Origin of the sequence: Pseudomonas sp. JS3066, from assembly GCF_036328175.1 — a bacterium.
Lineage (GTDB): Bacteria > Pseudomonadota > Gammaproteobacteria > Pseudomonadales > Pseudomonadaceae > Metapseudomonas.
The window spans coordinates 3,917,224-3,930,882 of sequence record NZ_CP143312.1; the positions used below are offsets into that span (position 1 = coordinate 3,917,224).

Below are 13,659 nucleotides of genomic sequence, written 5' to 3' on the forward strand. Positions count from 1 at the left end.
TCTCACTCGCTCGGGATTTTGCGGAAGCCGACAGCCAGCCGGTTCCAGCTGTTGATGGTGTTGATCGCCAGGGTCAGGTCCACCCGCTCGCGCTCGCTGAACTCGGCCGCCAACTGGGCATAGTCCTCATCGGGGGCGTGAGTTTCGGCCAGGCGCGTCAGGGATTCCGTCCAGGCCAGAGCGGCGCGTTCGCGAGGACTGAAGAACGGGCTTTCGCGCCAGACGGCAACCGAGTAGAGGCGGCGCTCGGTTTCCCCACGCTTGCGTGCGTCGGAGCTGTGCAAGTCGACGCAGAAGGCACAGCCATTAATCTGCGATGCACGCAGCTTCACCAACTCCAGCAGCGGCTTCTCCAGGGGGAGTTTGCTCACCGCCGCTTCCAGGGCGAGCATCGCCTTGAGCGCGTCGGGAGAGGCGGAGTAGTAATCCATGCGTGGTGTCATCGAGGCATCCTCGTGGTGGGAAGGGATGCCTCAAAACTACTGCCGACGGGGCTTGTGACCTACGGCCAATTGGCGTGATTACGAGGTGGCCAATGCACGTGCGAGATCAGGGTGAGAAAGATTGTGGTAGCGAATTCAATCGCGAATGAATTCGCTCCGACAAAGAACGATCAAGCCTTCAGCTTGTGGGTCCAGTCCAGCAGGCTGCGCCACAAGCAGATGCCCACGAAGTAGGCCGAGGCCAGCCACCAGATGCCCAGCACCAGGGATTTGTAGAAGGGGTGCTGGAGGATGAGCAGCATGCTGCTGATCATCCACACGAAGGTGACCACGATATTCAGTGGCATCAGCTTGCGCACCCGGAACGGATGGAGGAACTTCAGCTTGGTCAGCGTCAGCGCCGCGAGGGCGCAAATCAGCAGCAGGCTCACAACGGGCAGCGGATCGATGATCCAGATGTACAGCGCCACCACATTCCACGCAGCGGGAAAACCCACAAAGTAGTTGTCGCTGCTCTTCATGTTCAGGTTGCAGAAGCAGAACAGCGACGACACCAGGATAAGGCTCACCGCCACCAGCGCCGTATGCTCGGGCAGGTCGATGTAGCGGTAGATGAAGATGGCCGGAATGAACACGTAGGTGAGGTAGTCGATCACCAGGTCCAGGGTCGAGCCGTCGAAATTAGGCAGCATGGTGCTGGTTTGGACACGCCTGGCAAGAGTGCCATCCAGACCATCGACCAGCAGGGCAGCACCCAGCCAGAGGAGGCAGTCGCGGGGCTGATTGTCGAACAGGGCGAGAATGGCCATCAGGGCCAGCACAACGCCGGTGGCAGTGACACCGTGAGCCGACCAGGCCTTGGCTTTATTGACGACACTAATGTTGGTGGACACGAGGCAGCTCTGCTCTAAATGGTGGGTGACAGAATCGATAGACCGCGATTATGCGTTAGCTTCTCAAATGCCTTCAGAGTTTTGTGAATCCGGCCATGTCGCTTTCAGACATCTTCACCTTGCATATTCGAGCCTAGGTCATCCGCGCCAGACAGCAATACCGGTCGGCGCGCGAACATCCGAAAAACGGCACCCATCGGTGCGGACTTGCAGCCAGAATTCCAAGACGGCAACCTTGCGCCCTTTCCACCCTGATCAACCGCCATGAGCGCCCCACCCGATCCCACCCGCTGCCCGCTTTGCGGCCAGAGCAACCAGTGCACCCAGGCTGATCCCGCCAGGGCCGGCCAGGCTTGCTGGTGCTTCGAGGCGAAGATCAACCCCGCCGTGCTCGACGAGATCCCCCCGCAGGACATCGATCGCACCTGCCTCTGTCCTCGCTGCGCACGCGCGTTGCCACCCGATGCACCAAGCTGATGCGCCTTGATCGATTTTTGAGCAATTTCCCGGAATTCAGCCGCCTCGACGCGCGCCTGCTGCTAGCCGCCGGTCGGATTCGAGTGGATGGCCAGCCAGTTACCGACAGTCGCTTCGAGGTCCGGGAATTCAGCCGCGTCGAGCTCGACGATCGCCTGCTCCAGGCCGGCAAGCCAGCCCGCTACTTCATGCTCTACAAGCCTTCCGGCCACGTCAGCGCTACCGAGCATCCGGAGCATCCCACCGTGCTCGACCTGCTCGACGAGCCCGACAAGCACGAGCTGCACCTGGGCGGGCGCCTGGACCTCACCACCACCGGCCTGCTGCTGATCACCAACGACGGACTCTGGTCCCGCCGGCTCACCCTGCCCGGCAGCAAGCAGCCCAAGGTCTATTACGTGGAAACCGAGCAGCCCATCGGTACCGAGTACATCGACACCTTCGCGCAAGGGCTCTACTTCGCCTATGAGGGCCTGACCACCCTCCCCGCCCAGCTGGAAATCCTCGGCCCCCGCGCCGCCCGCCTGACCCTGCACGAGGGTCGCTACCACCAGGTCAAGCGCATGTTCGGCCACTTCCAGAACAAGGTCGTACGCCTCCACCGCGAGAGCGTCGGACCGCTGAAGCTGGACCCGCAGATGCAGCCAGGCGACTACCGGTCGCTCACGGCTCAGGAAGTGGCCTGCTTTTAGCTAGATCACTCGCGAGTCACATCGGGATTGAATAACCCGACGAACTGCAAGAATTTTTCCTTTCAATGAGCTTGCGAGTGAAATCATGCCCTGCTTAAATCGGACACAAGGTCAGAGCGTGACCAAAGAGTCACGCCGACCATCTAAGCGTTCCCTGCGGTCTCCTGTGCTCTGCACTCGTAGGTTCCCTGCCTGGTTAGAAGACTCGTTCGGTGCTCTGAAAAGCGCCGAACTCCCTCGTCTTTTCTCGACCTAACCGCTTGATAAATAAAGAATTCTAAAAATTCCAGCCTGACATTCGATTGTCATCGAAAGGCGCTTTCCTACTGCCAAGACTTAGAGCGGGCCAAGCCGTTGAGAGGGCTCGCATGACCCATCTGCGCCAGGAGGAAACGACATGAGGCCGGAAACCGCCATCGTCGAGATTCACAGCCAGTACAAGGTTTACACGGAGTTCTACGGCAACCCGGAAGCCAGGGAGACCATCATTCTGGTCAACGGCTCCTTGTCGACGACCGCCTCGTTCGCGCAGACAGTGAAATACCTGCAACCGCACTTCAACGTGGTGCTCTTCGACGAGCCCTATGCCGGCCAGTCCAAGCCGCATAACGACAACTCGCGCTTCATCGGCAAGGAAACCGAGGCCGACATTCTCCTCCACCTGATTGAGCACTTCCGGGTGGACTACCTGATGTCCTTCTCCTGGGGCAGCGTCTCCGCCCTCCTCGCCCTGGCCCAGTGCCCGGCACGGATCAAGAAGGCCATCGTTACCTCCTTCTCGCCCATCCTCAACGAACCGATGATGGACTACCTGACCCGCGGCCTGGATTGCCTGTCGGCCATCGATCGGGACGCCGTGGGCCACCTGGTCAACAACACCATCGGCAAGTACCTGCCGAGCCTGTACCAGCGCTTCAACCACAAACACTGCAGCAGCCTCGACGACCACGAGTACCTGCAAATGCACCACCACGTCTGCCAGGTGCTGAACATGGATTCGCGCTGCTACGTGGACTGCCTGGCCAACGTCGACATCCCGCTGCTGTTCATCAACGGGGACCGCGACGAGTACACCTCCGCCGAGGATGCCCGCCACTTCGCCAAGCACGTGCGCGATTGCCAGTTCGCCACCATCGACAACGCCGGCCACTTCGTCGACGTCGAAACCAAGGCCGCCTGGCTGCAGACCCAGCAAGCCATGCTGGGCTTCCTCAAGGCGCCGGCCACCAAGGGCATGGCTCGCCCGCAGGTTGCCGACTACCAGGCAGTAGCCGTTTGAACGCGTGGCCGCCCGGGCAGGTGCAAGTATTTTCAGTAACTTGTGACTGCCCCGGGCTTCACCTCGCCCGCGCCTTCTGGTAAAAAGAGCACCCTTCGCGGGCGTCGTATAATGGCATTACCTGAGCTTCCCAAGCTCATGACGAGGGTTCGATTCCCTTCGCCCGCTCCATACTCCTCACGGAACCGCTCTAGTACGGGCCTTCCGCGACGGCATTGAGGTTAATGGGTAGCTGTCAGTCCAAGAATTTCCTTTTCTGAGGACTTACCCATGTCTAAACCTACGCAACTCATTCTCCATCTCGTCCTCACCTCTGGCGTTGGCTTCCAGTACTACTTCATGCGCCATATTCCCGGCCTTCCCTGCCCTCCGTTCAGTTTCCTTGCTGAACGATGGCACATCACTTGCTGACACCAGCACTCCGAACGTCCTCCAACGGCGGAGACAGTTCATAGACGATGGCGTCGCTCCCGGTCACCAATCCCATGGTGACTGGGGCGGCGCCTTTTTCGTTCAGCGGTGGGACAAACAACATGACCGACAAGAGTTGCACCCGTAACGACAATCTCGCCTGGGTCGCGGGCAGCGATGCCCCGGAAAAGCGCACTGTGAACCTGGGCTTCATGGCCCTTTCCGACTCCGCCTCGCTGATAGTCGCGGCTACCCAGGGTTTCGCCCAACCCTATGGACTGACCCTGGAACTGAAGCGGCAGACCTCCTGGGCCGGCCTGCGCGACAGACTATTGAGCGGCGAACTGGACGCCGCGCATTCGCTCTATGGACAGGTCTACGGCACCCACCTGGGACTGGGCAGCGCCCCGACCGAAATGGCGATCCTCATGGGACTTTGCCAGAACGGCCAGGCGATCAATCTCTCCGAACCGCTGCGTCAGGCAGGCGTGACCCGTGCCGACGCCCTGGCCGCCCGGGTGCGCCAGCACGGTGCGAAGCTGACCTTCGCCCAGACTTTTCCCACCGGCACCCATGCCATGTGGCTTCACTACTGGCTGGCGGCCCAGGGTATCCACCCGCTGGAAGACGTGAACACGGTGGTGCTGCCACCTGCGCAGATGGTCCAGCATCTCAAGACAGGACACATCGACGGTTTTTGTGCCGGCGGCCCCTGGGGCGCGCTCGCCGTGGATGAGAAACAAGGCTTCACCCTGGCGACCAGTCAGATGATCTGGCCAGACCACCCGGAAAAGGTGCTCGCCTGCACTCGCGCCTTCGTGGAGCAGTACCCCAACACAGCCCGCGCCCTGACCATGGCGGTGCTCGAGGCTAGCCGCTTCATCGACGCCAGCGACGACAACAAGCGCAGCACCGCCCAACTGATCAGCGGCGGCGAATACCTCGATGCACCACTCTCAGCCATTGAGCCGCGTTTTCTCGGTTTCTACGAGGACGGCCTCGGCTACGCCTGGCGCGATGATCACCCGTTGCGCTTCTTTGCCGACGGAGAGGCGACCATGCCCTGGCTGTCCGATGGCATGTGGTTCATGACCCAGTTCCGTCGCTGGGGGCTGCTCAGGGAAGACCCGGATTACCTCGGCGTGGCCCGTCGAGTCCACCAGCTTGCGCTCTACCGCGAAGCGGCCGAAGCACTGGGCATCGTGGTCCCCGAGCACCCCATGCGCAGCTCCAGGCTGTTCGACGGCCATGTCTGGGACGGCACCGATCCGGCCGGCTACGCCCGCAGCTTCGCCATCCATGCCCGCAGCTCCGCCATTGCGGCTGCTTCCCTCTGACGCCTGGAGTTGATCACAGCATGCTCCGCATTCTCCTGATTGATGACACCCCGAAGAAAGTCGGCCGTCTGCGCAATGCCCTGGTGGAGGCCGGTTTCGAGGTCATGGACGAAACCGGCCTGAGTATCAACCTGCCTGAGCGGATCGAAGCCGCGCGCCCCGATGTCGTGCTGATAGACACCGAATCCGCGGGTCGCGACATGATGGAACAGGTAGTGATGGTCAGCCGCGACCGGCCTCACCCGATCGTCATGTTCACCGACGACCACGATCCCGAGCTGATGCGCCAGGCGATTCGGGCCGGTGTCAGCGCCTACGTGATCGAGGGCATTCACGCCGAACGCCTGCGGCCGATCCTGGACGTGGCCATGGCGCGCTTCGAGGCTGACCAGGCCCTGCGTACCCAGTTGCTGGTGCGGGATACCCAATTGGCCGAACGCAAACGCATCGAGTTGGCCAAGGGCCTACTGATGAAGATGAAAAGCTGTGACGAGGATGCCGCCTACACCTTGATGCGTCGCCAGGCCATGGGGCGTCAACAACGATTGATCCAGGTGGCCGAACAGATCATCGCCACGCACGAGATGCTCGGCGTCTGAACAGCGAGTAGAAATCGGCCAAGTCCATGTGGGTGCAAACTCATCGCTCCACATGGACAGGGCAAACACCCGCGACAACCTCAAGCCACACACCGTACGCAGGCGCACTGTGGTGCGGTCCGTCGTTGCCCCAGACACAGGACTACGTTCCTGGCATCCGCCCCTCGCCGCACTCCTACTCCAAGTGAACCAAAACCGTTCAGGCCACCTCTGCACCGCACGAACATGGCTCAGTGCCGCCAGCCTGTCCGCACTTTTACCCAAAGAGTCAAGCTGCTGATTTAAAAGACAATAACGACCTAAAGCAGCCTGCCGAAGTCATGGCTTCGGGCTGCTGGGCAAGCTGGCAAGGCGTTTGCAGTCTCACCTGCAGAATCTTGCGTAGCGCGCCAACGGCGGTGGGCCGCGGATCACGGACAACGGCGTCCGTCAGAGCTCCTTTCCTTCTCGGGAGCTCTGGCGTGCGCCGTTTTTGTTTTGCCCTCCATTCAGGACAGCACCATGAGCGAACGTGATTCCAAAGACCCGGTGAACAACAGTCGTCGCAACTTCCTCAAGCAATCGATCGCCATTGCCGGCACGGTCGGTGGCGTGACCGCCCTCGGCCTCTCCGCCCCCGGTTTCCTGCGCAGCGCGGCCTGGGCCGCCGGCTCGGATGCACCGGAAAAGACCGCCCTGAAGGTCGGCTTCATTCCCCTCACCGACTGCGCCTCGGTGGTCGTGGCCGCCACCCAGGGCTTCGCCGCCAAGTACGGCCTGTCCATCACACCCAGCAAGGAAGCTTCCTGGGCTGGCGTGCGCGACAAGCTGAACACCGGCGAACTCGATGCCTCCCACGTGCTCTACGGCATGATGTACAGCTCCCAGCTCGGCGTTGCCGGTCCGCAGAAGAACATGGCGGTGCTCATGGGACTGAACCAGAACGGCCAGGCCATCACCCTCTCCCGCCAATTGAAAGAAGCTGGCGTGACCAACGGTGAACAACTCGCCGCGCATATCAAGAAGGGCGGCAACCCGCTGACCTTCGCCCAGACCTTCCCCACCGGCACCCATGCCATGTGGCTCTACTACTGGCTGGCCAGCCATGGCATCAACCCGCTGACCGATGTGAAGACCATCACCGTGCCGCCGCCGCAGATGGTCGCCAACATGCGCGTCGGCAACATGGACGGCTTCTGCGTCGGCGAGCCCTGGGGCGCGCGGGCGATCTTCGACAAGATCGGTTTCACTGCCACCACCACCCAGCAGATCTGGGCGGACCATCCGGAGAAGGTGCTGGGCTGCTCGCGCGATTTCGTCGAGCAGAACCCCAACACCGCACGGGCACTGGTGATGGCCCTGCTCGACGCCAGCCGCTTCATCGAGGCCAGCGACGAGAACAAGAAGGCCACCGCCAAACTCATTGCCGGCAAGGCCTACGTGAACGCCCCGGTGGACGTCATCGAGCAGCGCTTCCTCGGCCACTACGAGGACGGCCTGGGCAACAAATGGGATGACAAGCACGCCATGGCCTTCTGCAAGGACTGCAACGTGAACTTCCCTTGGCTCTCCGACGGCATGTGGTTCATGACCCAGTTCAAGCGCTGGGGCCTGATCAAGCAGGACCCGGACTACGCAGCCGTCGCCGCCCAGGTCAACCAGACCAAGCTGTTCAGTGAAGCGGCCAGCGCCCTCGGCCTGCCGGTTCCGGCCAGCCAGATGCGCGGCAGCACCCTGATTGACGGCAAGCTGTGGGACGGCTCGAACCCTGCCGCCTACGCCCAGTCCTTTGCCATCAAAGCCTGACCCGGGAGGTAACGATGAACGCTCCGGTAACTCCGCCGCTGCCTCTGCCGGCCAAGGCCGCACCCAGCTCCGCTCCACGACTGGCCAAGCCAGCCGTGGAGTTCTTCAACAACCTGGCACGGGCACTGGTCCCACCACTGCTCGGCCTGCTGCTGTTCATCGGCCTCTGGGCCCTGGTGGCGACACGCAGCGAAGGGTTGCCGGGGCCACTGTCGACCTGGCATTCGGCGCTGGAACTCTTTGCCGATCCCTTCTACGACAACGGTCCCAACGACATGGGCATCGGCTGGAACATCCTGCACTCGCTGGGCCGGGTCGGCCTGGGCTTCGGCATGGCGGCGCTGGTAGGTATTCCCCTGGGTTTCGCCATCGGCCGCTTCACCTTCCTGGCCGGAATGCTGTCCCCCATCATCAGCCTGCTGCGCCCGGTGTCGCCGCTGGCCTGGCTGCCCATCGGCCTGCTGGTGTTCGAGGCCGCGGGCCCCGCGTCGATCTGGGTGATCTTCATCAGTTCGATCTGGCCGATCATCCTCAACACCGCCGCCGGGGTGGCCAGCGTGCCGCAGGACTACCTCAACGTGGCGCGGGTTCTGAAGCTCTCCGAGTTCAAGGTACTCACCCGCATCCTGTTCCCCGCCGTGTTGCCTCACCTGATGACTGGCATCCGCCTGGCCATCGGTGTCGCCTGGCTGGTGATCGTGGCGGCGGAAATGCTCACCGGCGGCACCGGCCTGGGCTTCTGGGTGTGGGACGAATGGAACAACCTCAACGTCGAGCACATCCTCATCGCCATCATCATCGTCGGCCTGGTGGGCCTGGCCCTGGAACAGAGCCTGCTGTGGCTGGCCAAGCGCTTCGACTACAACAACTGACCATTTCTGTAGGAGCGAGCTCTGCTCGCGAACCGCATTCGCGAGCAAGCTCGCTCCTACCAAGAGCAGGAGAACCCTGATGGACAAGTTCGTCGAGCTGACCGGTGTCAGCAAACACTTCGATACACGCCAGGGGCGCTTCCAGGCCCTCAGCAACGTCAACCTCTGCATCGCCCGTGGCGAGTTCGTTTCGCTGATCGGCCACTCCGGCTGCGGCAAGTCCACCGTGCTCAACCTGATCGCCGGCCTGCTGGACGCCAGCGAAGGCGGGCTGATTTGCAATGGCCGGGAAATCGACGGCCCTGGCCCGGAGCGTGCTGTGGTGTTCCAGAACCACAGCCTGCTGCCCTGGATGACCTGCTTCGGCAACGTCTACCTGGCTGTGGAGCGGGTCTTCGGCGCCCGCGAAAGCAAGGCCCGCCTCAAGGAGCGCACCGCCGCCGCATTGCAGATGGTTGGCCTGGATCACGCGGCGCACAAGCACCCCAGTGAAATCTCCGGTGGCATGAAACAGCGCGTGGGCATCGCCCGCGCGCTGGCGATGGAACCCAAGGTGCTGCTGATGGACGAGCCCTTCGGCGCCCTGGACGCCCTCACCCGTGCGCACCTGCAGGACGAGTTGCTGCGCATCGTCGGCGAGACCCACAGTACCGTTGTGATGGTCACCCATGACGTGGACGAGGCCGTGCTGCTCTCCGACCGAATCGTGATGATGACCAATGGCCCGGCGGCCACCGTCGGCGATATCGTCCGGGTCGATCTGGCGCGCCCGCGCAATCGCCTGGCGCTGGCCAACGATGCCCACTACCACGAGTACCGCACCGCGGTGCTGGAGTTCCTCTACCAACGCCAGCAGCGCCCTGCTGCTTAGGTATCCGCCCTGCCCTTCGCGAAAGCCCGGCCACGTGCCGGGCTTTCGCGTTTTGACTTGCCCGCATGCCCCATGCAGGGGCCCCCGTCCCCGGCTTCGCACCCCACCAATGCAACCTTGCCCGCGCATGTGCATGACGTAATCGCCAAATGTTCTTGGCGCCAAACAAACTTCAGGCAAATCAAGTAATTGAACAAACTGGCACAGTGCCTGCTAAGACCTTCCCCGGTCAGCACAACGGCGTGTCTGCCACTCAACCGACAACGACGTCGCGGAATCCCCTCTCCATCAGGAGCGCGGACACCGTGACGTTTTTTTTTGCGCTTTTCAGACCTAGGAAAACCGCTATGCACATGCTGAAACCCGCTCTGCTGTCGCTGGCCGTTGCCGGCACCAGTCACGCCGCCCTGGCCGCAGAGGACGTTAGCAACCTGTTCACTGGGGGCAAAGCCATCCTCGATGCCCGCTACCGCTTTGAGAACGTTGACCAGAACAACAACCTGCGCGACGCCAATGCCCAGACCCTGCGCACCCGCGTCGGCTTCCAGACCGGCAAGTGGTACGGCCTCTCGGGCCTGGTGGAAGTGGACAACGTCAGCCGCCTCGGCGATGCCGCCTACAACAGCACCCGCAATGGCCAGACCAACTACGCCATGGTGGTCGACCCCGACGGCACCGAAGTCAACCAGGCCCTGCTGCGTTACGACCAGGCCTTCGGCAGCGCCGTGCTTGGCCGCCAGCGCATCAATCTGGACAACCAACGCTTCGTCGGCGGCTCCGCCTGGCGGCAGAACGAGCAGACCTACGACGCGGCTCTCGCTCAACTCAAGCCCCTCGACGGCCTGACCCTGACCTACAGCTACCTCGACAACATCAACACCATCTTTGGCCCGGAAAACGGCCGCTTCGACAACCGCACCAACCCGGCCAACATCGAAGGCCACAGCCACCTGTTCAATGCCCAGTACCTGGTGCGGCCGGAACTCGCAGTGACCGCCTACAGCTACCTGCTCGGCCTGGACAACATTGCGACCACCGCGACCTCCCCGCTGGGCAGCTTGTCCAGCCGGACCAGCGGCCTGCGCCTGAACGGTGCGCTGGCCGGTTTCAACTATGCGCTGGAGTACGCACGCCAGCAGGACTACGCCGATAACCCGCTGGACCTGGACAGTGAGTACTACCTGGCGGAATTGGGGTATGTCTTCAAGGGCGTGCAGTTCAAGGGCGGGTACGAGGTGCTGGGTGGCGACAGCGGCCCCGGCAACCGCGCGTTCCAGACGCCGCTGGCGACCAAGCACATCTTTCAGGGCTGGGCCGACCAGTTCCTCACCACGCCGGCCGACGGCATCGAGGACGCCTACCTGGGGTTCACCGCGCCATTGGCCGGCGGCAGCCTGCAAGCCTGGTACCACGACTTCGACACCGAGCAGGGCAGCGACAGCTACGGCAGCGAGATCGACCTGTCCTATGCGCACCCGATTCCAGGTGTGAAAGGCCTGGTCGGACTGCTCAAGTACGCCAGCTACGACTCGGATGATCGAGCCCGCACGGTCGATACCGACAAGCTCTGGGTGCAGGTGCAATACACCTACTAACCGCAAATTGGTGGGTACATCGGTGTGCGGGCGTCTTGCCCCACACCGATCCCGCCGAACCGTTCACGAGGACGCGGCACGATCATGGACAACGCACAGTCTTCACTCCACGTGGGAATCCCTGCATGAGCAATCTCGCTGACTCCGGTGTAACTGGAATCGACGGAGCGACCAGACTCGCTCAGGACCTCCGGCGAACGCCTCGACGACGGACGACCTCCCTGCCATTCGAGCCAGGTATCGCCCTGGTCGCCAGTGTCCAATCCGGTGCATGGCTGCCCATCGGGACGGCACTGGGAGCAGCGGCCTGCACATATGCAGGTCAGCCGGTCATGGCGCTTGGATTTATCCTCGTGACGCTCTACCTGGCGATCTCCCTGCATCTACATAAGTTGCGCCAGCGCTGCAGCGAAGCCTTCTGGTTCGACGAACTGGCGCGCCTGCTCAGCACTCAATCCGCCAACGACCAGGCCAACCTGCTGGTCGAGTGCAGTGAACGACTGCGCGGCAATGATCGCCTCAACAGCGAGGTGCGCTTCGCCAGCCAGGCGCTGGAACAGTTGGCGCAGAAAGCCAATGTCCAGGGCGGTGAGCAAAGCCAGCGGGTGAACATGATCGCAGCCGCCAGCGAACAGATTGAGCGCAGCCTGGTCAGCGTGGACGAAATGGCCAGTAGCGCCCGGACGGATTTCGCGGCCGCCCATGCCCAGGGCGAGGAAGGATGCCAGGCGGCTCGGCAACTGGGGGCAGGGATGGCGGACATACGCAGCAGCCTCGGCGACACCGCCCGAGCTGTGACGCAATTGCTGCACAGCACCGCGCTCGTCGAGCAGTCGGTGCATGGCATTCAGGACCTGGCCAAGCGAACCCAACTACTGGCTTTGAACGCCTCGATCGAGGCGGCCCGCGCCGGTGAACAAGGTCGCGGTTTCGCGGTGGTGGCCGACGAAGTCCGGCAGATGGCTACCGCTACCGACAGGACCACGCGCGAGATAATCGCTGCAGCCTCGGCCATTGCCGAAGCTGTGAAGCAGGTGAGCCATGAGGTCGAGCATCACCGCGAGCTGCTGGAGCGGGGTAGCGGCCAGAGCAACAGCCTCGCCGAGAGCCTTGATCGGCTGGCCCGCAAAAGTCAGGAAAACCTGCAGCGTTTCGACAACATGCAACAGGCCCTGGTCGAGCATCACCAGGCGAACCAGGACCTCGGTGAACAGCTGCAACAGATCAGCACCAGCCTTCAGGTGCAAAGCCGACAGACCCACGACCTGCATGACCTGACCCGCTACCTCACCCGACTCACAAGCGACGCGACGCTATGATCATGCAGAGCCTGCCCGCACTGGCCGTACTGACGGCCCTCGCCGCGTCGTGCATGGCCCTGCTGTGGGCCAATCGACGCCGGCAGTACCGCCAGCAAGAAGAACTGCGCACCATGTTGCAGTTGGGCCTGGTGCTCATGCAGGGCGTCCAGCGCCATCGTGCGCTGGGCGCTCAGAGCAGTGGCGAGGCCCTGCACCACCGCCAGAAGCTTGCAGCCGAACTGGAACAGTCCTGGCTGGCCTGGACAGCGTCGGGGCACTATCGAACCTGGCAAGGCCTGCTGCGCACGCCGGAGGACTTCGATGGGCATTGCCGTTTGCTGGAGCAACTGCTTGCCCACATCCAGCACCTGGACTTGCAACGTTGCCACCTGCTGGCACTGACACCGGAGGTCGCCGAGCGATGCTGGCAAGTCGAAGAGCTCGGCCGACTGCGAGGTCTTTCGATTCGCGCGGCTGCCCAGGAACACTGCCCGCTGGAGCTTCGCATTCAGCTGCAGTACCTGCATGATCGCCTGCTGAAGAATGCAGACGTGCCCCTCCGCGCGGCCCTGGGGCGTCTGTCCACTGAGCTAATGGGTGTACAGCGAACCGCACTCCAGCCTACCGACCTCTATGCCTTGCTCACTCCGCTGATCGACGCACGAATCGACGCGATTCAAAGTGGTATTCGACCTGCTGGGCACTTCCGAGCCTCATGACCTGACGCCTCATTGGATGCCAGGAGCGCTCCCGTGACGTACTGGTGTCCACAATCAACTGTGGATTCAACCGGTAGCTGCCATTCACTACCGACCGCCAGTTGCGTAGTCGAGCGTCTTCCGGGGACAGGTCATAAGAGTTCGATGCCCTTCGCCCGCTCCAGACCTCCTCAGATCAAGGCCCACTTGATGGTCTTTTCGTTTCTGGGCCTCTGAGCCGCCCAGAATCCGCTTCCCCAATCAGCCCTTTCGCACACGTCTTCGACATTGCCGCTTTCCGGCACCGTCCATACCCTCTTTCGCTGGCGCCTAAGAAACGCCTATCAAGCAGCGGATCACCGCTCCCGAAAGCTCAGCGGCTTTTTTGTGCTCGCGGCATACTCGC

Annotated in this window: 13 protein-coding genes and 1 tRNA gene; 12 read left to right on the forward strand and 2 right to left on the reverse strand. The window is 62.4% G+C overall.

Annotation, left to right across the window (positions count from 1 at the left end; all coding sequences use genetic code 11):
- Positions 1-2: 2 nt before the first annotated feature.
- Together SA496_RS18480 and pcsA are read right to left on the reverse strand one after the other, a co-directional pair.
- Entirely contained in the window at positions 3-443 is a 441-nt protein-coding gene (locus SA496_RS18480; RefSeq protein WP_120649764.1) for a carboxymuconolactone decarboxylase family protein, read from the reverse strand.
- Positions 444-613: 170 nt separating this feature from the next.
- Complete coding sequence (gene pcsA, locus SA496_RS18485) at positions 614-1,336, reverse strand: phosphatidylcholine synthase (RefSeq protein WP_120649763.1); 723 nt, start codon at positions 1,334-1,336, stop codon at positions 614-616.
- Positions 1,337-1,600: 264 nt separating this feature from the next.
- On the opposite strand from pcsA, the gene SA496_RS18490 reads away from it, so the two are divergent.
- From SA496_RS18490 to SA496_RS18545, 12 genes are all read left to right on the forward strand, one after another.
- On the forward strand, positions 1,601-1,813 hold the full coding sequence (locus tag SA496_RS18490; protein ID WP_120649762.1) for a cysteine-rich CWC family protein: 213 nt from the start codon (positions 1,601-1,603) through the stop codon (positions 1,811-1,813).
- A complete protein-coding gene (locus SA496_RS18495; RefSeq protein WP_120649761.1) occupies positions 1,813-2,505 on the forward strand; it encodes a pseudouridine synthase in 693 nt (230 codons plus the stop codon). Before SA496_RS18490 ends, SA496_RS18495 begins: the two co-directional genes overlap by 1 nt.
- A gap of 397 nt (positions 2,506-2,902) precedes the next feature.
- Positions 2,903-3,784, forward strand: a complete 882-nt coding sequence (locus SA496_RS18500; protein ID WP_120649760.1) for an alpha/beta fold hydrolase — start codon at positions 2,903-2,905, stop codon at positions 3,782-3,784.
- A 97-nt stretch (positions 3,785-3,881) separates the two neighbouring features.
- Positions 3,882-3,955: transfer RNA gene (locus SA496_RS18505), tRNA-Gly, on the forward strand.
- 362 nt (positions 3,956-4,317) lie between these two features.
- A complete protein-coding gene (locus SA496_RS18510) occupies positions 4,318-5,532 on the forward strand; it encodes a CmpA/NrtA family ABC transporter substrate-binding protein (protein WP_153918373.1) in 1,215 nt (404 codons plus the stop codon).
- 20 nt (positions 5,533-5,552) lie between these two features.
- Complete coding sequence (locus tag SA496_RS18515; protein WP_120655151.1) at positions 5,553-6,131, forward strand: ANTAR domain-containing response regulator; 579 nt, start codon at positions 5,553-5,555, stop codon at positions 6,129-6,131.
- A 501-nt stretch (positions 6,132-6,632) separates the two neighbouring features.
- Positions 6,633-7,916: a CmpA/NrtA family ABC transporter substrate-binding protein gene (locus SA496_RS18520; RefSeq protein WP_120655150.1), complete on the forward strand. Its 1,284-nt coding sequence runs from the start codon at positions 6,633-6,635 to the stop codon at positions 7,914-7,916.
- A gap of 14 nt (positions 7,917-7,930) precedes the next feature.
- Positions 7,931-8,788 (forward strand): nitrate ABC transporter permease, encoded by an 858-nt coding sequence (gene ntrB / locus SA496_RS18525; protein ID WP_120655149.1) that lies wholly within the window; start codon positions 7,931-7,933, stop codon positions 8,786-8,788.
- 79 nt (positions 8,789-8,867) lie between these two features.
- Positions 8,868-9,659, forward strand: a complete 792-nt coding sequence (locus tag SA496_RS18530; protein ID WP_153918376.1) for an ABC transporter ATP-binding protein — start codon at positions 8,868-8,870, stop codon at positions 9,657-9,659.
- A 347-nt stretch (positions 9,660-10,006) separates the two neighbouring features.
- The gene (locus tag SA496_RS18535; protein ID WP_153918378.1) at positions 10,007-11,254 is read left to right on the forward strand and encodes an alginate export family protein; all 1,248 of its coding nucleotides are present in this window, start codon (positions 10,007-10,009) and stop codon (positions 11,252-11,254) included.
- Between the two features lie 752 nt (positions 11,255-12,006).
- Positions 12,007-12,573: a methyl-accepting chemotaxis protein gene (locus SA496_RS29295; RefSeq protein ID WP_256661057.1), complete on the forward strand. Its 567-nt coding sequence runs from the start codon at positions 12,007-12,009 to the stop codon at positions 12,571-12,573.
- Complete coding sequence (locus tag SA496_RS18545) at positions 12,570-13,274, forward strand: hypothetical protein (protein ID WP_256660926.1); 705 nt, start codon at positions 12,570-12,572, stop codon at positions 13,272-13,274. The genes SA496_RS29295 and SA496_RS18545 overlap by 4 nt, the downstream gene beginning before the upstream one ends.
- Positions 13,275-13,659: the final 385 nt, after the last annotated feature.